This is a genomic window from Halobacillus sp. ABD4_316 (assembly GCF_056161385.1).
The window spans coordinates 351,140-370,359 of record NZ_JBSWZA010000001.1; the positions used below are offsets into that span (position 1 = coordinate 351,140).

Here is a 19,220-nt window from a genome sequence, read left to right on the forward strand (position 1 = left end):
GGAGCCGTCAGTTATGACACGAATTGCGTTTATGGGAACACCGGACTTTGCGGTCCCTGTTCTTGATCGGATTATGAAAGAGGGATATGAAGTGGTGGTGGCTGTGACCCAGCCGGACCGTCCAAAGGGGAGGAAGAGGGTTCTTACACCGCCGCCGGTGAAAACAGCAGCCTTGAACCATGGTATTCCGGTGCTGCAGCCCGAAAAAATCAAGCATGAATATGAGGATGTCCTCGCCTATGAGCCGGACTTGATCGTCACAGCGGCTTTCGGACAGATCCTCCCGGAAGCGCTGCTGAACGTTCCGGAATACGGATGCATCAATGTCCATGCCTCGCTGCTGCCCGAATTCCGGGGAGGAGCTCCTATCCACTATAGTATTCTGGAAGGAAAAAAAGAAACCGGCGTCACTATTATGTATATGGTGAAAAAACTGGATGCCGGCGATATGCTTTCCAAAGTGGTCGTTCCGATTGAAGATACCGATCATGTCGGCACACTGCACGATAAATTATCAGCAGCGGGAGCCGATCTTCTGGCTGACACCCTGCCTGAATTGCTGGCTGGGAACATCACTCCTGAAGTTCAGGATGAATCCAAAGTCACATTTGCCGGCAACATTAAACGTGAACAGGAGCTGATTGACTGGAGCAGAGATCAGCAGGACGTCTACAACCACGTCCGGGGTCTTCATCCCTGGCCGGTGGCGTTCACGTACTGGAATGGTAAACCGATGAAAATCTGGTGGGCCGAAAAAGTTTCCGGACACTTTTCCAAAGCCCCGGGAACAGTGGTCAAAATCGAGGAGGACGGTTTCCTCGTTCAGACAGGAGACGGAAAAGCGTTGAAAATTGTATCCCTTCAGCCTTCAGGGAAGAAAAAAATGGACGGGCAGTCGTTCGTTAATGGCGCCGGCCAATCTTTAAACGAGGGCGACGTATTGGGGGAGCAGCATGGCTAAGTATGTATTAAGAGAAACCGCGCTCCATCTATTAACAAGAATCGGTGAGCAGGGAGGCTTCAGTCACGTCCTGCTCGACAGAGAAATGTCCAAACAGGAGCTCTCCCGTCAGGACGGGGCACTATTGACTGAAATTGTTTACGGAACTCTGCAGCGCAGAGACTTGATCGACTATTATATTCAGCCTTATACAGCCGGTCAGAAGAAAATTAAACCGTGGGTACGCTGGCTGCTTTACATGTCAGTCTATCAAATGATCTTCCTTGAACGGGTACCGGACCATGCGGTCATCCACGAGGCGGTGGAAATTTCGAAAAAACGCGGACATAAAGGAATCTCCTCCTTTATGAACGGCGTTCTGCGCAATGTACAGCGAAAAGGTGTTCAAAGCCTTGATCACATTGAAAATGATGGTACACGTCTGGCGGTTGAAACCAGTCATCCTGAATGGCTTGTGCGGAGGTGGGTGGATCAGTACGGCATGGAAACGACGAGGTTGATGTGTGAAGCGAACAACCACCACCTTCCTATGTCCATCCGCGTGCAGCCACTCAGAATCAGCCGCGGCGAGGCAGCCGGCCAGCTGCGACAGGAAGGGTTTTCGGTAGAAGAGAGTCCATTTTCCACACAAGGCCTGGTTGTAAAAGATGGGAACATTATAAACCACAGGCTCTTTAAAGAAGGCTTGGTAAGCATTCAGGACCAGAGTTCCATGCTGGTTGCGGAAATGATGGACCTGGATGAAGGGATGGCTGTCCTTGATGCGTGCAGCGCACCAGGAGGCAAAACCACGCACATAGCAGAAAAGATGAAGGATAAAGGAAGCGTGACGGCTTATGACCTTCATGAAAAGAAGGCAAAGCTCGTCAGTAAAAAAGCTGAACAGCTCCAGCTTACTTCCATCAAGGCCGGCCAGGCGGATTCCCGGACGCTCACATCGCTGCATGCGTCTGAGAGCTTTGATCGGATCCTGCTTGATGCCCCATGTTCAGGTCTTGGTGTACTGAGAGGCAAACCGGATATTAAGTACCATAAGAGTGAGGAAGATATCTATAAGCTCAGGAGTATCCAGGACGACTTGTTCCACGAGGTGGCACCGCTCCTGAAATCCGGTGGAAAACTGGTCTACAGCACATGTACAGTGGATCGGCATGAAAACGAAGAAGCGGTCCGTCATTTTCTGGATCAACATCCGGAATATGAACTGGATCCATCCTTTGTCAACGATCTTCCCGATGCTCTTCGTCAAGGGGAAGGCCTGACCGGAACCGGTCTCCAGCTGTTTCCCCATGAGTGGGATACGGACGGCTTTTTCCTGACGCGATTGGTGAAAAAATAAAGGCACCTGCTTCCTGTTGATGGAAGCAGCCGGCCTTCTATGGATGACAGTAACTGAAAAAGGCAGGTGAACGTCCATGATAGAGTACTACCTCACAGATCAAGGCAGAGTAAGGGCTCATAATGAGGATGCAGGCGGCGTGTTCAGAAATCATTCCGGTCAGGTGCTTGCTGTCGCAGCCGACGGCATGGGAGGGCATCAGGCAGGTGATGTCGCCAGCCGGATGGCTGTTGATGTTTTACATAAGGAATGGGAGCATACGGGTTCGTTTCAAACTCCGAATGGTGCTGAAGAGTGGATAAAAGAAACCATCCGTTCCGCCAATAATGAAATCAAAACCTATGCTTCTGAACATGAAGAATGTGCCGGCATGGGGACGACAATAGTGGCAGCTATCTGCACGGACCAGTTTGTCTCCATTGCCCACGTCGGAGACAGCCGTTGTTATTTAGCGAATGCTTACGGATTCAAAGCCGTTACGGAAGACCATTCACTCGTCAATGAACTTGTCAGGTCCGGACAGATTACAGAAGAACAAGCCGAGCATCATCCTCGCAAAAATGTTCTGCTGAAGGCGCTCGGCACAGAATATGATCTTTTCCCGGATATCCAGAGTATGGAGTGGGATCCGGATAACCGGGTTCTTCTTTGTACAGACGGTCTGACCAATAAAGTGAGTCATGAAGAATTGAGTGGTTTAAGTGACCACAAAGGAGACTGGTCCGATTTCGCCCACTCTCTTGTTGAGCGGGCCAATGAGCGGGGCGGAGAAGACAATATCACTCTTGCCATTGTCCATCATCTCCCACCCCAAGGTGAGAAGGAAGGTGTGGATTGATGCTCAATGACCGTCTTCTTAATGACCGTTACCGTGTCGATAGAATGATTGGCGGCGGAGGGATGGCGAACGTTTATTTAGCTCATGATACCATCCTGGACAGAAGCGTAGCCATCAAGGTACTAAGGCTGGAACACGGAAATGACGAAGAGTTTATTGCGCGTTTCCACCGGGAAGCCCAGTCCGCCACCAGCCTTTCTCATCCGAACATCGTCAATATATATGATGTCGGGGAAGAGGACGATTTATATTATATGGTCATGGAATATGTTGACGGCATGACACTGAAGCAGTATATCCAACAGAACAGCCCCGTTGATGTTTCGGAAGCGGTGGACATTATGCGCCAGGTAACTTCTGCCATCACCCATGCCCATGACAACGGCATTGTACACAGAGATATCAAGCCGCAGAATATTTTGATTGATCATTACGGCCATGTGAAAGTGACAGATTTTGGAATCGCAATGGCTTTGAGTGCGACCGCTCTGACTCAGACAAATTCAGTTCTTGGTTCTGTTCATTATTTGTCTCCTGAGCAGGCGCGTGGGGGAATGGCGACGAAGAAATCCGATGTTTATTCGATGGGCATTGTTTTCTTCGAACTGCTGACTGGACGTCTTCCTTTTTCAGGCGAGTCTCCTGTATCCATAGCCCTTAAGCACCTGCAGCATGATACACCTTCGTTGAAACGATGGCATCCTGATCTGCCGCAGAGTGTGGAAAATGTCGTATTGAAAGCAACGGCGAAAGATCCGTTTCACCGTTATCCCACCGTGGTGGAAATGGAACAGGATATAGAGACCTCACTTGAACCTTACCGACTGGGTGAAAAACCCTTTGAACTGCCGGAGGAAGATGAAGAGGAAAAAACGAAAGCCATCCCCGTCATTACGAACGACGCCTACGGGGATCACACAGAAGATCATACAATCATCCATACCGGCGAGTATCAGCCGGTCAAGGATACAAAAGTGCATCATCAGCAGCCGGCAGAGGAAAAGCAGCCGGTCGATAAAGAAAAGAAAAAGAAGAAAAGAAAAATCTGGCCATGGATCCTGACATTCCTGCTTCTGATCATACTAGGGGGCGGAGCTGCCCTGTATTTTACACCAGGCATCATTCAGCCTGCCGATGTGACCATTCCTGAAGACCTTGACGGAAGGGAATATGAAGAGGTCTACAGTGAACTGAGTGATTTGAACTTGATGGTCAGCCGTGAATCTCAGTTTTCAGATGAAGTGGAAGAGGGTCTTGTTATTACGACAGATCCTGAACCCGGCAGGACAGTGAAGGAAGAAACAGAAGTCACGATCTATACGAGTAAAGGAAAAGAACGGGAAGAATTCCCGGATTATGTGGGTGAAGAATATGACCAGGTCGATAAGGAACTCCAGGATAAGGGGTACGCAGGGATTGAACGTATTCCTGTTTCCAGCGATGAACCGGCTGGTCAAATTGTCGCCCAGCTCTCTCCGAACCCGGGAGCAAGCGTAATTCCGGAAGAAGAGGAAGTCATTTTCCGCGTCAGTACCGGACCCCCGACCATTAATCTGGGCCGGCTGGACAGGATGACCCAGGAACAGGCGGAGAAATATTTAAAGGATCGCAGCCTGGAGGTTGAAGTTGCTGAGAGCTACTCAGAGACTGTACCTGCCGGAGAGGTGATTACACAGGATCCGGAGGCGTACACCGATGTGAAAGAAGGGTCAACGGTAACTATCACCATATCCAAGGGGCCGGAGGAAAAACCTCCAAGAGAAGAAAACGTAACGCTGGAAGTTCCGTTTAATGAGGAATCGGAAGAAACAGAACAGCAGGTGTTGATTTATGTCGATGATTATGAAAACGATATGGAGACACCAGTCGTGGAAGAAACCATCACAGAAACCACCTCTTTTGATGTAACACTGATTATAGAAGAAGGCGGGGAAGCGTCTTACCGTGTGCAGCGAGGTGATGAAGTGATCGATGAAGGAAATGTTCCTTATTAAGAAGGTGATCAAGTGGCAACCGGAAAAATTATAAAGTCCCTCAGCGGTTTTTATTACGTGCTTCATGACGGAGAGGTTTATCAATGCCGTGGGCGCGGAAACTTCCGTAAGAAAAAAGTGTCCCCTCTCGTCGGGGATATGGTGGATTTTAAGGCGGACAACTATGAAGAGGGCTACATCTTATCCATTCATGACCGGAAAAATGAATTTGTAAGACCGCCGATAGCCAACGTCGACCAAGCGTTGATTGTTACATCAGCCATCCATCCTGATTTTAATTCGCTTCTTCTGGACAGATTTCTCGTTCTCGTTGAGGCAAAACGGATCGAGCCGTTTATCGTGATTTCCAAGATGGATCAGCTGGACAGCGCTATGGTGGAAGCAATGGAGGAGTATAAGGCACAGTATGAGAAGGTTGGATACCCGGTCATTTTGTCGGCTGTGAACGATTCCGCTTCCATGGATGAGATACAAGCGCACCTGGCTGGACGGACAACGGTGATTGCCGGGCAGTCCGGAGTCGGTAAGTCGTCGCTGCTGAATTCCATCGACCCCCGTCTTTCCATCGACACGGATGAAATCTCTGAAAGTCTTGGAAGAGGAAAGCATACGACACGCCACGTGGAGCTGTATGACATTTCCGGTGGGTTAGTAGCCGATACGCCGGGGTTCAGCTCCCTTGAGTTCGGGGATTTACAGCTTGAACAGCTGCCGGAGTGCTTCCCGGAATTCGTAGAAGTACAAAATGATTGTAAGTTCAGAGGCTGTCTGCATCATAAAGAGCCTAAATGTGCGGTGAAAGCCGGTGTGGATAACGGCGTTATATCAGAGCACCGCTATGACCACTACCTGCAGTTCATGCAGGAAATCCAGAATAGAAAGCCGAGGTATTAAGGCATGACAAAAATTGCACCTTCCATCTTATCTTCTGATTTTGCAAGACTGGCTGAAGAGATCCGGGATGTGGATCAAGGCGGAGCGGATTACATTCATGTGGATGTTATGGACGGCCATTTTGTCCCTAATATAACCATAGGCCCCTTGATTGTTGATGCGGTAAGGCCGGTCACCAATCTTCCGCTTGATGTCCATTTAATGATTGAGAACCCGGACGCCTATATAGAGGCCTTTGCGAAAGCGGGAGCGGATATCATCACCGTCCATCAGGAAGCTTCTCCTCACCTCCACCGCACCCTCCAGCTGATCAAAAGCTTCGGAGTGAAAGCGGGCGTGGTCATCAATCCGGGGACACCGGTCGAAATGATCCGTCCGGTTCTTAAGGATGTGGATCTTGTTCTATTGATGACTGTGAATCCAGGATTTGGCGGTCAGGCATTTATTCCTGATGTGCTTGATAAAATCAGTCAGGTGGCTCAATTAAGAAGCGATGCCGGACTTTCCTATGAAATTGAAGTGGACGGCGGTGTCAACGAGAAGACCGCCCGTCTCTGCACAGAAGCGGGTGCTGATGTTCTTGTGGCAGGCAGTGCGGTCTTTAATCAATCGGACAGAAAACAAGCCATTGAAAGGATCCGCGCCTCGTTGTAAATCACAGCGGGAACCAAGTGACTCTGCATGTAGAGTCTTAGTCGAAAGAGCTCAGAGGATTGGTCAGAATCCTTTGGGCTTTTTCTATAGAAAGGGTGAGCATACGTGAAAAAAGTTATCGTAGTCGGCGGAGGGCCGAAAGCCTATATTCCCAGCTTCCAAAGATGGGCAGAGGAAGATGTAGAATGGATCGGAGCAGATCAGGGAGCAGAAGTGCTTGTAGAAGCCGGAATAACCCCTGATGTGGCCATCGGCGATTTCGACTCCGTCAGCGCTGCTTCCTATCAGAAGATTAAAGATGAGGCCCGGAAGATACATACCTATCCGGACGAAAAGGATGAGACAGATTTGGAGCTTGCGATCAATGAGGCACTGAACCGGAAAGCCGAGCATATCGTATTACTCGGAGTAACAGGGGGAAGGATGGATCATTCCCAGGCGAACATTCAGCTGTTGTATCCGTTAATGAAAAAAGGGGTGAAGGCGGTTATTGTGGATCATCAGAACCAGGTGGAAATAGCAGGGTCCGGTTCGCATAAAATCAAAGAGGACCCACAGTATCCCTATCTATCTTTTCTTCCTGTGACCCTGGAGGTGAAGGAGCTTACGCTCAACGGCTTTTATTATCCACTTTCCCGGGCGTATCTGCCCTTCGGGTCCACCTTATGCATCTCCAACAGGCTCGTTGAAGATACAGGTACTTTTTCATTTGAGTCAGGCATACTCTTAGTAATAAGAAGTACAGACTCAATGGATCACGGAAAAGGGCGTTCGCATTAGTTCACTTAGGAGGAGGGGGCTCTTTTGAAATTTTACACCATTAAACTCCCGCGTTTTGTCGGGGGGATAGTGCGCGCAGTCATAAGTACTTTTAAAAAGGATTAGCTCCGGGTCATACGTGCCTGAAGGGAGAGAATAAGTGTCTCCCGGAAGGCCCTGATGCGATTCGGTGGTCTTTGGGAATGGAGGAGATGGTCCCGGGGACTGCCATAATCATATAAAGGCAAGAAAAAAAGCACCCGCAGAACGGGTGCTTTTTTCAACTTGTCATTATACGCGCTGGACTTTACCAGATTTAAGTTCACGCGCTGTTACGTAAACTTTCTGAGGCTTGCCATCCACAAGGATACGTACTTTTTGAACATTTGCTTTGAATTTACGTTTATTAGCGTTCATCGCGTGTGAACGGTGGTTACCTGCGCGTGTACCTTTACCAGATAGAACACTTCTTCGTGCCATGAAAATCCCTCCTGTTACATACAAAAATCATCAGATACTTAGTAACTTTATCATATGTATGTAGGCTTTGCAATAATCTCCGGACAATTATATCAAGAATTTTTTCTTGACAGACAGATTGAATTGTTTCAAAGTATATTAGGGGATAACCGGCTTATTTTCAACAGTCAACACAAATTCAACACCCTTCACTTGTGTTATAATTAGGAGAGAAATTGAGGAATCTAAAGGAGGATCTATATGTCTGTGGATTTGAACAACCAATACGGCCATATAACGATTAGCAATGAAGTTATTTCAACGATTGCTGGAGGAGCAGCTGTAGAGTGCTACGGAATCGTCGGCATGGCTTCTAAAAACCAGCTGCGGGACGGGCTGGCTGAAATGCTCCGTAAAGAGAACTTTTCCCGGGGTGTCGTTGTCAGACAGGAAGAAGATCGCCTCCACATTGATATGTATATTATTGTGAGCTACGGTACAAAGATATCGGAAGTCGCTCATAACGTCCAATCCCAAGTAAAATACACATTAAACAAAACAGTCGGATTGTCCGTTGACTCTGTCAATATTTTCATCCAGGGAGTCCGCGTGACAAGCGAATAGGTTGCAGTTGCAGTCAAAGGAGGAAGTAAGTGTGACGTTACAAAAGCTTGACGGCAGAACATTAGCCGAGATGATTTTACAAGGAGCGCATTATTTAAAGCAGAATTCGCAGATGATCGATGCGCTGAATGTATTTCCTGTACCTGACGGGGATACAGGAACAAATATGAATCTTTCCATGACCTCCGGAGCGGACGAGGTGAGAAACGTTTCCCAGGACCATGCAGGAGCAGTTTCCACTTCCCTGTCCAAAGGTCTTCTTATGGGTGCGCGTGGAAATTCAGGAGTAATTCTTTCCCAGGTCTTCCGCGGCTTTGCAAAAGCCATTGAGAATAAAGAAGTGTTAACGACCCGGGATTTCTCTGAGGCCCTGCAGGGTGGTGTGAAAACAGCTTATAAAGCTGTGATGAAACCTGTGGAAGGAACGATCTTAACTGTTGCCCGTGAAGCAGCGGAAGCATCTGTGGAAATCGCTGAAAAAGAAGAGGACTTCATTCCTTTCATGGAAGGTGTCGTAAAAGCAGCCAAAGCTTCCTTGAAGCGGACACCAGAACTTCTTCCGGTTCTAAAGGAAGTCGGTGTGGTCGACAGCGGGGGCCAGGGACTCGTTACCATTTATGAAGGATTTCTGGCCAACTTGAAAGGCGAGGAAATGCCGGATCTTGAAGAATTGGTTTCCATGAATGAAATGGTAAACGCCGAACACCATAAACTTGCCCAGGATTTCATGAATACCGAAGATATCCATTACGGCTATTGTACGGAGTTCATGGTGAAATTCGAAGAGGATAAGCTTGCTGAGAATCCTTATGATGAAGAAGCTTTCCGTAATCAGCTGAGTGAATTCGGTGATTCCCTGCTCGTCGTGTCTGACGAAGAACTGGTCAAAGTTCACGTCCATGTCGAGTACCCGGGTGAAGCTATGACGCTTGGACAGAAGTATGGAAGCCTGATCAATATGAAGATTGAAAACATGAGGGAGCAGCATACGTCCCTCGTAGGTAATAAGAAAGAAAAAGCCGTGCCTGAGAAAAAAGCGCCATATGGTATTGTCACCGTCAGTATGGGCGAGGGGATGAAGAAACTTTTCGAAAGCCTCGGAGCCACAGTAATCATCCAGGGTGGTCAAACGATGAATCCTAGTACCCAGGACTTATCGGAGGCTATTAAAGAAGCGCATGCAGAACGTGTGTTCATTCTTCCGAATAACAAAAACATCGTGATGGCAGCAGAACAGGCTGCAGAGATGGCGGAAGCGGAAGTGGCTGTCATCCCGACGAAGACCATTCCTCAAGGGATGAGTGCTATGCTTGGTTTCAATCCTGAAGCAGATCTCGATACGAACAAAGAAGAAATGACCAGTTTGATGTCAGAAGTGAAGACGGGGCAGATTACCTATGCCGTCCGGGACACCCAGATTGACGGACTTGATATTGAAAAGGGTCATTTTATGGGGATTTCCGACGGGAAGATATCAGCTACCGATAAAGACGCCCTCACAACAGCGAAAACACTGCTGAACCAGATGATTGATGAGGATGAAGATGAAATCCTTACTATTCTTACAGGGGAAGATGTGGACGATAAGGATGTGGCTGAACTGGAAGCTTATGTGGAAGAAACCTTTGAAGATTTAGAGGTGGAAATCCACCATGGTGGCCAGCCGATTTACAGCTATATCTTCTCTATCGAATAAAATGCAGCGCTTCTGGATTTAGAACAGCGTTCGCAGGCTGTCGGGATTTTTCCCGGCAGCCTTTTGTAATGGTCTATGGTCTGAATGCAGGAGCGGAGATGAAAGAAATGGTTTCACAGAGGATATTGATCGACCATTAGACAAACGCCTTGGCGGTTTGTTTTCTAAGCTTGTCATTCTATAAGCTGAAAGCGCAGTTCTCCATTAGAACTGCGCTTTTTTTAACCGTGTTTCCGTCTGCGGGTGCCGGTGCCGTTGAATATATTTTCGAACTGAGAAGATAACGGCAGCAGCATATCCGGCAAGAAGCAGGCTGTAGATGATAACTAAGGTCTGTTCACTCCATGTGGCATAGGTGAGCAGGGTCCGGCTGTTCGTCAAAATGATAAATCCACCCGCCGCTACCCCAAGCACGAGAGGGGGGAGTTTTTTCACAAGCCAGGCAGCGAGGGGGGCTGCAATAACGCCACCGATCACAAAGGCGAGCACAAGCATCCAGCTCAGCTCTTCCCACCCAAGGAAGATCAGGAAGCCGGCCGTAGCAGATAAAGTAACGATGAATTCACTTGTATCTACGGTGCCGATGACTTTTCTGGGAAGGATTCCTTTGCTGGATAAGAGAACAGGTGTATTTACCGGCCCCCAACCCCCGCCGCCCACGGCATCAAGAAAACCGCCCAGAAAACCTAAGGGAAACAAGAAGCGCCGTCGAAATGGTCTTTTTTCTGTATGCAAGGGCTTCACTCGATTCATCAGTAAAAAGCGGATGACCACATAAACGCCAAGCCCTAGTAAAAAAACGGAAATGTACGGACGGATCAGCTCACCTGGAATCCAGCTGAGCAGAGCAGCCCCGGCAAAGGCACTGATCCCTCCGGGGAGAGCAAGAGTCAAAACGAGACGCTTATCCACGTTGCCGAATTTATAATGGGAAAACCCGGAAGCTGCCGTTGTAGCAATCTGGGACAAATGAATAGAGGCGGAGGCCACCGCCGGAGCCATTCCATAGGCGAGGAGGATGGTGGAGGAGCTTAAACCAAATCCCATTCCGAGGGCTCCATCCATCAATTGAGCAAAGAATCCAACCAGTGAAAATATAAGTAATTTCTTCATCGTACCTCTCCTTTTGATTAAACACATAAGATTACTTGGTTTTAACCATGAAGAGGCACAAAAAAACCTCTTCATCCAGAAGAGGTCAAGCTTCCTCTCCTTATCTTTCAGACCACCGTCTGCTGGAATGAGCACCTTTTCCAATGTGAGGTTGCTGCGGGATCATCAGACCAGTTTCCTCCCCCGGCTCTTTATAAGGATATATGTAGCCCGCGCTGAAAGCGGAATTCCTAAGTACATGAATAATATATTCAAAGCTAAAACATGGATGACGATTTGTCAATGGTTTACAATAAAATAAACAGAAAACTAGTAATATTTAAAATGCATGTTGACATATCTTTAAATCGGGTCTAATATTTGAATCAAATCTTTTGAACAAAATCTGGAAACATTTTTCTTATCGAGAGAGGTGGAGGGACTGGCCCTTGGAAGCCTCGGCAACGGATCTGTCGTCATGAACAGAAGCTGTGCCAATTCCAGCAGGTGATCAACACTTGGAAGGATAAGAAGAACGGTTGAATCATGTATAATGACTCTCCTTTCTTCTTACCATCAGAAGAAAGGTTTTTTTGTTGAAGATAAGAAAGGAGGAGCTTATGAATACGAGTGCACCGACATATGGAACATTCACCGGGGATCCTTTACTTCATATGGATATTGATGATGGACACAAAGGGGCAGAGAGTGTGATTCAATGGGCTTACGGGCATTATGGAAAACAGCTCGTTTATGCGTGCAGCTTCGGTGCTGAAGCGATCGTACTGCTTGACTTCATTGCAAAGGCACAGCCGGATGCCGACGTCGTTTTTCTGGACACTGGACTTCATTTCCAGGAAACCTATGATTTGATAGACAAAGTGAAAAAGAGGTATCCGGATTTGAACATCCATATGAAAAAGCCGGAATTGACAGTGGAAGAACAGGCAGAGGAATATGGTCCGGCCCTTTGGAAAAGGAATCCCGACCAATGCTGTGCCATCAGAAAAATCAAACCGCTGGAAGAAGCCCTGACAGGAGCGGCGGCCTGGATGTCGGGATTAAGAAGAGAACAATCTGCAAGCCGGAGTCATACGAACTTCGTCAACAAGGACGAACGCTTCCAGTCCATCAAGGTATGCCCCTTAATTCACTGGACATGGGAAGACGTATGGACTTATATCCGACTAAATAGCTTGGATTACAATGAATTACATGACCAAAGCTATCCAAGTGTCGGCTGCATCCCCTGCACAGCGAAAGCGCTGGATGACGGCCGTTCAGGAAGATGGCAGGGATTTGATAAAACCGAGTGTGGACTCCACACAGCGGGAGATACGAAACAATAAAGGAGAGATGAATGATGTCCATTATTCAACCGCATGGCGGGCAGTTAATCAATCGTTTTACAGCACAGCCGGATACGCTTCCGGAACAAAGGATCGAGCTTGATGCGATGGCGTTGAGTGATATCGATTTAATCGCTAATGGGGCATACAGTCCGCTTCAAGGATTTTTAACAAGGGAAGATTATGATCACGTCGTTGAAAATCTTCGTTTGAAAGACGGCACTCCCTGGAGTCTCCCGATCACACTGCCTGTTTCTGAAGAGCAGGCCCGTTCGTTACATGGTCAAGCGGCTCTTGTGAAAGATGGGGCAATCTACGGTGTGATCGAAATCGAAGACATTTACAAGCCGGATAAACAGAAAGAAGCTGCAAAGGTTTACTTAACGACAGAAGACGCTCACCCGGGGGTCAGTAAACTTTACAAGCGCCCGGATTATTATGTCGGTGGCAGAATTGAAGTATTCCATCGTCCGGAGCGGGAGCATTCAGACCATTACTACCTTGATCCCGAAGAGACAAGAGAACGATTCCAACAGGCCGGATGGGAAAAGGTTGTCGGTTTCCAAACGCGTAATCCTGTTCACCGTGCTCATGAATATATCCAAAAAGCGGCCCTGGAAAGCGTAGATGGACTATTTCTGAATCCGCTCGTAGGAGAAACGAAAAGCGACGATATCCCGAGTGATGTGCGCATGAGAAGTTATGAGGTACTCTTGGATGAATATTATCCGGAAAACCGGGTGACGCTGGCTGTTTTTAATGCGGCCATGCGCTATGCAGGCCCGCGGGAAGCCATCTTCCATGCGATTGTCCGGAAGAATTTCGGCTGCTCCCATTTCATAGTCGGGAGGGATCATGCAGGTGTCGGCGATTACTATGGTACATATGACGCTCAAAAAATCTTCAGCCACTTTGAAGAAGGAGAGCTGGAAATAACCCCGGTCTTTTTTGAGCACAGCTTCTACTGCAAAGCCTGTGAAGCAATGGCTTCTCATAAAACCTGCCCCCACAGCAAGGAGCATCACGTAATTTTATCAGGAACAAAAGTGCGCGAGCTGCTTCGGAGCGGCCAGAAACCACCGAAAACGTTCAGCCGTCCGGAGGTCGTGGAAGTGCTGATTGAAGGGCTTAAACAACAGACAGCGGATGTAAAGGGGTGAATGGAATGGCAACGAATTTAACATGGCATGAAGCTGCCGTCCAAAAAAAGGATTACCGGAGTAAAAATGGTCATTTCAGTGGTGTGCTCTGGTTCACCGGTCTCTCAGGGGCTGGTAAATCCAGCATTGCCAACCATTTGAACCGCCTTCTTTTTGAGCACGGCATCCAAACCTACCTGCTTGACGGGGATAACGTTCGTCATGGATTAAATCGGGATCTTGGTTTTTCTGAAGCCGACCGGACAGAGAACATCCGTCGGATCGGTGAAGTATCCAAATTGTTCACAGACAATGGTTCCATCGTTTTGACGGCTTTTATTTCTCCATACAGGGAGGACCGTGACCGGGTCCGATCCCTTTTGGAAGAGGAAGAATTCATGGAAGTCTTTGTCGACTGTCCTGTGGAGGAATGTGAAAGCCGGGATCCTAAAGGACTGTATAAAAAAGCAAGGGCTGGGGAAATCTCCGGTTTTACCGGGGTGGATGCTCCTTACGAGGCACCGGTGAATCCGGAATGTGTCGTTCGGTCTGACCAGCATTCCATCCAAACCTGTGCGGAACAGATTTTTCAACTTCTTATTGATAAAAAGTGGCTGAACGACAAGGAGGGATAACGTGACCAAAGTATATATCGTAGGTGCAGGTCCTGGAGACATTGATTTGATTACCGTGAAAGGTCTTAAAGCTGTCCAGAAGGCTGATGTTGTTCTGTATGACAGGCTCATCAATCAGGATCTTCTTGAGGAAACGAAAGCAGGGGCAGAGCTCGTCTTCTGTGGGAAAAGGCCCGATCATCACGCACTGTCCCAGTCAACCATCAATCATCTTCTTGTCAAATACGCCCTTCAAGGGAAAGTGGTCACACGCCTTAAAGGAGGAGATCCATTTGTGTTCGGCCGCGGAGGGGAAGAAGCAGAAGCTCTTGCAAAAAGGTCCATTCCTTTTGAGATCGTTCCAGGAATTACATCCGGGACGGCTGCCCCTGCGTACGCCGGCATTCCGGTCACCCACAGGGAATACAGCTCGTCGGTCGCTTTCATATCCGGGGTCAGTAAGAAAGGAACAGATGAAGAAGCGTACTGGGAGCGGGTCGTCAAAAGTATGGATACGCTGTGCATCTACATGGGTGTCAAAAGACTTCCGGAGATTTGTGATCGGCTGAAAAAATATGGGCGGTCTCCAGATACGCCGATGGCCCTTATCCAGAATGGAACGACGAACAGCCAGAAAATGGTAAAGGGAACAATCGATACGATTGTAGAAAAGAGCCGTTTTATCGAAAACCCTGCCATGATCGTTGTGGGGGAAGTGGTGGAGCTGAGCAGCCACCTCCAATGGTTCGACCCGGCCGGTGAGGACGCCCGTGTATCTGCGGAAACGATTGTAGGCTAGGAAGAGGAGGATGAGGATGGAAGCTGTCCTGTATGTAAGTCACGGAAGCAGAAAAAAAGCAGCCACCACCCAGGCAGAGGACTTTTTACACCGTGCAGCGGAAGCGCATGATCTGCCTTATGAGATTTGTTATCTGGAACTCGCTGAACCTGATATATCAGAAGGGGTGCGGCGCCTTGTGGAAAGGGGAGCATCCAGCATCGTTGTACAGCCGGTCCTGCTTTTGAGTGCTGGTCACTATTATAAAGATATCCCTGAAGAGATTGATCAAATCTCCCGCCTTTACTCCGGCCTGACGTTTTCCTATGGAGAACCTCTGGGAGTGCAGCCATCGATTATAAAAGCGCTCGCTGAACGTGTGCAGGGAACGGATGTACCGGTTCAAAAAGGAACGAATATCCTCTTGGTGGGAAGAGGAAGCCGTCACCCGGATACACCTCAAGCCGTCAAAAAAATTGCGCAGCTTCTGAAGGATGAAATCAATCATTCCCACGTGGAGGTCTGTTACCTCGCGGCTCTTTCCCCGCGTTTTCCAGAGGCTTTCCACCGGTCCATCGAGGATTACGAACATACAATCGTTGTGCCATACCTTTGGTTTACCGGTGTATTGATGGAAGAAATTCAAGAGGAAGTCTATCAGGCTGTCCAACAAGGATATTCAGCTGCTGCCGCCCATCATCTGCAGGATCACCCGGCGATGGAACATTCACTTCAATTCAGGGTGAAGGAAGCGCTGAACCGAATGTCCAGAGCGGAGTGAACGGTTAATGAAGCCTTTATCCATCGATTTACACAAAAAGAAGGTCGTTATTGTCGGAGGTGGCAGAGTAGCAGAGAAGCGTTTGAAATCTCTCTTGTCAGAGGGTCCGGAACTGACGGTGATCAGTCCGGAATTGACAGAAGCCCTTCGTCAGTTATGGGAGAAGGGGGGATTTGAGTGGAAGCAGAAGACTTATTTCAAAGGGGACGCGTCCGGTGCTTTTCTGCTCATTACGGCTGCTGATCAGCCTGAGGTGAATGAACAAGCGGCGGCTGAGGCCGGAGACGTTCCGCTGCTCAACCGTGCAGACAATGGAGGCGGGAATGTTCATTTTCCTGCCCATATGAAGAGGGGAAGACTCTCTGTTTCTGTCACAACAAACGGGGCCAGCCCTTCGTTGTCAGCCGAAATTAAACAGAGGTTTGAAGAGCAGTTTCCGGAGGATTACGGGAGTTATGTCGATTTTTTGTTCACGTTAAGGAATGAACTTCGACATGCCGGCTTTTCATCTGACCGGAGGCGTTTTTATCTGGAGGAGGGATTGAAAGAATCCTGTCAATCCAAGGTGAATCAGCAGTTATTGCTGGAAGAAATACATAAGGAGAAGGAGGCGGATGACTGTGAAAGGTCTGGCCGGTAAAAAGATAGGGGTGGCAGCTGATCGGCGCGCGGATGAAATTGCCAGGCTGATTCGTAATATGGATGGACGCTCCGCCGGCTATCCCATCCAAGGCTCTCAGCAATATAATCAGGAAACGGCCCGTCGGGATGTTCATCATTATTTAAAAAAGCCCTTTGATTATGTTTTGTTAACGACTGGTATAGGGGCTCGGACATTGGAAGAGGCTGCTGCAGGCATTGGTCACCGCCGTTCATTTGTAAAAAAATTATCTGATGAAATCCTGGTCATCCGCGGTCAAAAAACTGCTGACTGGTTGAAGGAACAAAACCTCGCTTATGAATGGATCGCTGAAGACGGGACAATGGCAAAGCTGTTGTCCTATATGGAGAATAATACCGCAAAAGCAGGAAAAAGTGTGTTTTTACAAGCCTATAACCTGGATGATGCTGCCTTAAAAGACCGTCTTGAGGAAATGGGATACGATGTTTATTTATCAAAACCCTACTCATTCCTGCCTCCGGATCCCGATATTTTAGGTAGGCTGCGAAGAGAAATTACAAAGGAAAATCTTGATGCGGTCGTTTTCACCAGTAAAACCCAGGTAAAACAGCTGTTTTCGAAAGAGCAGCAGCCGGTCGTCGATACCTTTAATCGAAATGTTCTCGCTGCTGCTGTCGGAAAGGTAACGGCAGCCGCTTTGGAAGAGCAGGGGATTTCCTATGTCCTGCAGCCTGAAAAAGCGAAGATGGGCGCTATGATTGTAGCGCTGGAGCGTTATTACCGGGAGGGCGCGCACACGGCCGCTCATTTTTGACTATGGAGGTGACAGAATTGTCGTTACAAGTAATCAACAGTCCGTTCAATAAAGAGCAGACGGAGTTACTGAACCAGCTGCTCCCAACATTGAATGAGCAGCAGAAAATCTGGCTCAGCGGCTATCTGGCCGCAGGGGCAGACCGTGGAAGTGGAGCAGCACAGGAAACAGAAGCAGGGGTCCCGGCAGTGGAAACAAGACACGTCACCCTTTTATATGGATCGCACACAGGGAACTGCCAGGAGCTTGCCGAAGAGTTTTCCGGCAGGTTGAAGGAAAACGGACTGCAGGTTTCTGTCGAAGATATGGACCGGTACAAACCGAAGTCCTTAAAAAAGGAAGAAGATCTATTGATCATTACCAGTACCCATGGAGACGGCGATCCTCCGGATAATGCGCTCTCCTTTTATGAATTTCTTTACAGCGGGCGTGCACCAAAACTGGATGGTGTCCGCTACAGTGTGCTTGCCCTTGGGGACAGCTCGTACGAATTTTACTGTCAGACAGGTAAAGACTTTGATAAACGTTTGGAAGAGCTTGGAGCAGAACGTATCGTAGAACGCATGGATTGCGACCTCGATTATGATGAAGAGGCGGAGGACTGGATCAATAAAGTCATCAATTCTCTGGAAACAGCTGAAGAAGGTAAAAAGGTGCAGGCCGCTCCCAATCCCCAATCATCCGGACCGGTGTATACGAAGAAAAATCCGTTTTCGGCGGAAGTGCTGGAAAATATCAATTTGAACGGCCGTGGTTCCAATAAAGAGACCCGGCATCTGGAACTGGATCTGGAAGATTCCAATCTTGCATATGAGCCTGGGGACAGTCTTGGAATCTACCCGCTTAATGAAGAGAAGCTGGTCGATCAATTAATTACTCTGATGCAGTGGGATCCTGAGCTTTCCGTTACCCTTAATAAAGACGGAGAGGTCCGTGCATTAAGGGAAGCCCTTTTGTCCCATTTCGAGATCACTGTGCTTACTAAACCGCTGCTCGAAAAGCTGGGAACCTTCACCAGTAATGAAAAACTGCAGGAAATCCTTGCATCCAAAGAGGCGCTTCAAACGTATATGGACGGTCGAGATCTTCTCGATGTTCTCACAGACTTCGGTCCATGGAACCTTGGAGCAGAAGAACTGGTGCAGCAACTTCGCAAAATCCCGCCTCGTCTGTACTCCATAGCGAGCAGCTGGAAAGCGAACCCGGACGAAGTTCACTTGACTATTGGCACGGTTCGGTATGAGAGCCACGGAAGGAACCGGCTTGGTGTATGTTCAGGCCAGTGTGCAGAACGGATGGAGCCTGGCGGAAACGTAGATGTATTTGTCCAGAAAAATTCCAACTTCAAGCTGCCGGAAGATGGATCTGCTCCTGTCATTATGATTGGTGCTGGAACTGGAATCGCCCCGTACCGGTCATTTCTGGAAGAGAGAGAAGAAATGGGATTAGAAGGGAATACCTGGTTATTCTTCGGAGAACAGCATTTCACGACGGATTTTCTTTATCAAACCGAATGGCAGCGCTGGCTCAAAGATGGCGTTTTATCCAGGATGGATGTCGCCTTTTCGAGGGATAACGAAGAAAAAGTGTATGTACAGCACAGAATGACCGAGCGCAGCAGAGAACTCTTTGAGTGGATGGAAGCAGGAGCTTACCTGTATGTATGCGGGGATGAAAAACATATGGCCAAAGATGTCCATCAGGCCCTTGTATCCATCGTTCAGAAGGAATCCGGAAGGACTGAGGAAGAAGCAGAAGCCTATGTGGCAGACCTTAGACAGCAGAAGCGTTATCAGAGAGATGTGTATTAACC

General features: G+C 48.3%; 20 protein-coding genes and 2 riboswitches. Of the genes, 18 read left to right on the forward strand and 2 right to left on the reverse strand.

Annotation, left to right across the window (positions count from 1 at the left end; translation table 11 throughout):
• Positions 1–13 precede the first annotated feature (13 nt).
• The 8 genes from fmt to spoVM all read left to right on the forward strand — a co-directional run bounded on the left by fmt (position 14) and on the right by spoVM (position 7,565).
• Complete coding sequence (fmt, locus tag ACXAJH_RS01965) at positions 14–961, forward strand: methionyl-tRNA formyltransferase (RefSeq protein WP_474992965.1); 948 nt, start codon at positions 14–16, stop codon at positions 959–961.
• On the forward strand, positions 954–2,300 hold the full coding sequence (gene rsmB / locus ACXAJH_RS01970; RefSeq protein WP_474991869.1) for a 16S rRNA (cytosine(967)-C(5))-methyltransferase RsmB: 1,347 nt from the start codon (positions 954–956) through the stop codon (positions 2,298–2,300). Before fmt ends, rsmB begins: the two co-directional genes overlap by 8 nt.
• Before the next feature lie 76 nt (positions 2,301–2,376).
• Positions 2,377–3,138: a Stp1/IreP family PP2C-type Ser/Thr phosphatase gene (locus ACXAJH_RS01975; protein ID WP_474968453.1), complete on the forward strand. Its 762-nt coding sequence runs from the start codon at positions 2,377–2,379 to the stop codon at positions 3,136–3,138.
• Positions 3,138–5,132: a Stk1 family PASTA domain-containing Ser/Thr kinase gene (gene pknB, locus ACXAJH_RS01980; protein ID WP_474970386.1), complete on the forward strand. Its 1,995-nt coding sequence runs from the start codon at positions 3,138–3,140 to the stop codon at positions 5,130–5,132. Before ACXAJH_RS01975 ends, pknB begins: the two co-directional genes overlap by 1 nt.
• Before the next feature lie 12 nt (positions 5,133–5,144).
• Positions 5,145–6,026, forward strand: coding sequence for a ribosome small subunit-dependent GTPase A (gene rsgA / locus ACXAJH_RS01985; RefSeq protein WP_474971492.1), 882 nt, complete (start codon positions 5,145–5,147; stop codon positions 6,024–6,026).
• Positions 6,027–6,029: 3 nt separating this feature from the next.
• Positions 6,030–6,680, forward strand: a complete 651-nt coding sequence (gene rpe / locus ACXAJH_RS01990) for a ribulose-phosphate 3-epimerase (RefSeq protein ID WP_474968455.1) — start codon at positions 6,030–6,032, stop codon at positions 6,678–6,680.
• A 105-nt stretch (positions 6,681–6,785) separates the two neighbouring features.
• A complete protein-coding gene (locus ACXAJH_RS01995; RefSeq protein WP_474968456.1) occupies positions 6,786–7,460 on the forward strand; it encodes a thiamine diphosphokinase in 675 nt (224 codons plus the stop codon).
• A 24-nt stretch (positions 7,461–7,484) separates the two neighbouring features.
• A complete protein-coding gene (spoVM, locus tag ACXAJH_RS02000; protein WP_035531293.1) occupies positions 7,485–7,565 on the forward strand; it encodes a stage V sporulation protein SpoVM in 81 nt (26 codons plus the stop codon).
• A 165-nt stretch (positions 7,566–7,730) separates the two neighbouring features.
• Here the strand turns inward: spoVM and rpmB are convergent, their stop codons facing one another.
• Positions 7,731–7,919, reverse strand: coding sequence for a 50S ribosomal protein L28 (gene rpmB, locus ACXAJH_RS02005; protein ID WP_027954154.1), 189 nt, complete (start codon positions 7,917–7,919; stop codon positions 7,731–7,733).
• A 240-nt stretch (positions 7,920–8,159) separates the two neighbouring features.
• On the opposite strand from rpmB, the gene ACXAJH_RS02010 reads away from it, so the two are divergent.
• Complete coding sequence (locus ACXAJH_RS02010; protein WP_160835556.1) at positions 8,160–8,522, forward strand: Asp23/Gls24 family envelope stress response protein; 363 nt, start codon at positions 8,160–8,162, stop codon at positions 8,520–8,522.
• Positions 8,523–8,553: 31 nt separating this feature from the next.
• Positions 8,554–10,218 carry a DAK2 domain-containing protein gene (locus ACXAJH_RS02015; RefSeq protein ID WP_474992967.1) on the forward strand — a complete coding sequence of 555 codons (1,665 nt, stop codon included), beginning with the start codon at positions 8,554–8,556 and terminating at the stop codon, positions 10,216–10,218.
• A gap of 204 nt (positions 10,219–10,422) precedes the next feature.
• On the opposite strand, the gene ACXAJH_RS02020 is transcribed toward ACXAJH_RS02015, so the two are convergent.
• Positions 10,423–11,331 (reverse strand): sulfite exporter TauE/SafE family protein, encoded by a 909-nt coding sequence (locus tag ACXAJH_RS02020; protein WP_474968458.1) that lies wholly within the window; start codon positions 11,329–11,331, stop codon positions 10,423–10,425.
• A gap of 97 nt (positions 11,332–11,428) precedes the next feature.
• Positions 11,429–11,531, reverse strand: a riboswitch (SAM riboswitch).
• A 197-nt stretch (positions 11,532–11,728) separates the two neighbouring features.
• Positions 11,729–11,843, forward strand: a riboswitch (SAM riboswitch).
• 87 nt (positions 11,844–11,930) lie between these two features.
• Here ACXAJH_RS02020 and ACXAJH_RS02025 point away from each other — a divergent pair.
• From ACXAJH_RS02025 to ACXAJH_RS02060, 8 genes are read left to right on the forward strand one after another with little or no spacing between them, the layout of a single operon-like run.
• A complete protein-coding gene (locus ACXAJH_RS02025; RefSeq protein WP_474968459.1) occupies positions 11,931–12,659 on the forward strand; it encodes a phosphoadenylyl-sulfate reductase in 729 nt (242 codons plus the stop codon).
• A gap of 14 nt (positions 12,660–12,673) precedes the next feature.
• On the forward strand, positions 12,674–13,819 hold the full coding sequence (gene sat, locus ACXAJH_RS02030; RefSeq protein ID WP_474992968.1) for a sulfate adenylyltransferase: 1,146 nt from the start codon (positions 12,674–12,676) through the stop codon (positions 13,817–13,819).
• 5 nt (positions 13,820–13,824) lie between these two features.
• Complete coding sequence (gene cysC, locus ACXAJH_RS02035; protein ID WP_474968461.1) at positions 13,825–14,433, forward strand: adenylyl-sulfate kinase; 609 nt, start codon at positions 13,825–13,827, stop codon at positions 14,431–14,433.
• Position 14,434: 1 nt separating this feature from the next.
• Complete coding sequence (cobA, locus tag ACXAJH_RS02040; RefSeq protein WP_474992969.1) at positions 14,435–15,211, forward strand: uroporphyrinogen-III C-methyltransferase; 777 nt, start codon at positions 14,435–14,437, stop codon at positions 15,209–15,211.
• Between the two features lie 16 nt (positions 15,212–15,227).
• Positions 15,228–15,971, forward strand: coding sequence for a sirohydrochlorin chelatase (locus tag ACXAJH_RS02045; protein ID WP_474992971.1), 744 nt, complete (start codon positions 15,228–15,230; stop codon positions 15,969–15,971).
• A gap of 7 nt (positions 15,972–15,978) precedes the next feature.
• Positions 15,979–16,611 carry an NAD(P)-dependent oxidoreductase gene (locus tag ACXAJH_RS02050; RefSeq protein ID WP_474971484.1) on the forward strand — a complete coding sequence of 211 codons (633 nt, stop codon included), beginning with the start codon at positions 15,979–15,981 and terminating at the stop codon, positions 16,609–16,611.
• Positions 16,586–17,407 (forward strand): uroporphyrinogen-III synthase, encoded by an 822-nt coding sequence (locus ACXAJH_RS02055; protein ID WP_474992973.1) that lies wholly within the window; start codon positions 16,586–16,588, stop codon positions 17,405–17,407. Before ACXAJH_RS02050 ends, ACXAJH_RS02055 begins: the two co-directional genes overlap by 26 nt.
• A 17-nt stretch (positions 17,408–17,424) precedes the next feature.
• A complete protein-coding gene (locus ACXAJH_RS02060) occupies positions 17,425–19,218 on the forward strand; it encodes an assimilatory sulfite reductase (NADPH) flavoprotein subunit (protein WP_474968467.1) in 1,794 nt (597 codons plus the stop codon).
• The last annotated feature ends 2 nt before the right edge of the window (positions 19,219–19,220 follow it).

Bases quoted from the DNA above. Each gene is read 5' to 3' on its own strand.
- ACXAJH_RS02055 (WP_474992973.1), top strand. From the start codon at position 16,586: ATGACTGTGAAAGGTCTGGCCGGTAAAAAGATAGGGGTGGCAGCTGAT.
- ACXAJH_RS02010 (WP_160835556.1), top strand. From the start codon at position 8,160: ATGTCTGTGGATTTGAACAACCAATACGGCCATATAACGATTAGCAAT.
- rpmB (WP_027954154.1), bottom strand. From the start codon at position 7,919: ATGGCACGAAGAAGTGTTCTATCTGGTAAAGGTACACGCGCAGGTAAC.
- ACXAJH_RS02020 (WP_474968458.1), bottom strand. From the start codon at position 11,331: ATGAAGAAATTACTTATATTTTCACTGGTTGGATTCTTTGCTCAATTG.
- ACXAJH_RS02050 (WP_474971484.1), top strand. From the start codon at position 15,979: ATGAAGCCTTTATCCATCGATTTACACAAAAAGAAGGTCGTTATTGTC.
- sat (WP_474992968.1), top strand. From the start codon at position 12,674: ATGTCCATTATTCAACCGCATGGCGGGCAGTTAATCAATCGTTTTACA.
- fmt (WP_474992965.1), top strand. From the start codon at position 14: ATGACACGAATTGCGTTTATGGGAACACCGGACTTTGCGGTCCCTGTT.
- ACXAJH_RS02045 (WP_474992971.1), top strand. From the start codon at position 15,228: ATGGAAGCTGTCCTGTATGTAAGTCACGGAAGCAGAAAAAAAGCAGCC.
- rsmB (WP_474991869.1), top strand. From the start codon at position 954: ATGGCTAAGTATGTATTAAGAGAAACCGCGCTCCATCTATTAACAAGA.
- ACXAJH_RS02025 (WP_474968459.1), top strand. From the start codon at position 11,931: ATGAATACGAGTGCACCGACATATGGAACATTCACCGGGGATCCTTTA.
- cysC (WP_474968461.1), top strand. From the start codon at position 13,825: ATGGCAACGAATTTAACATGGCATGAAGCTGCCGTCCAAAAAAAGGAT.
- rpe (WP_474968455.1), top strand. From the start codon at position 6,030: ATGACAAAAATTGCACCTTCCATCTTATCTTCTGATTTTGCAAGACTG.
- pknB (WP_474970386.1), top strand. From the start codon at position 3,138: ATGCTCAATGACCGTCTTCTTAATGACCGTTACCGTGTCGATAGAATG.
- ACXAJH_RS01975 (WP_474968453.1), top strand. From the start codon at position 2,377: ATGATAGAGTACTACCTCACAGATCAAGGCAGAGTAAGGGCTCATAAT.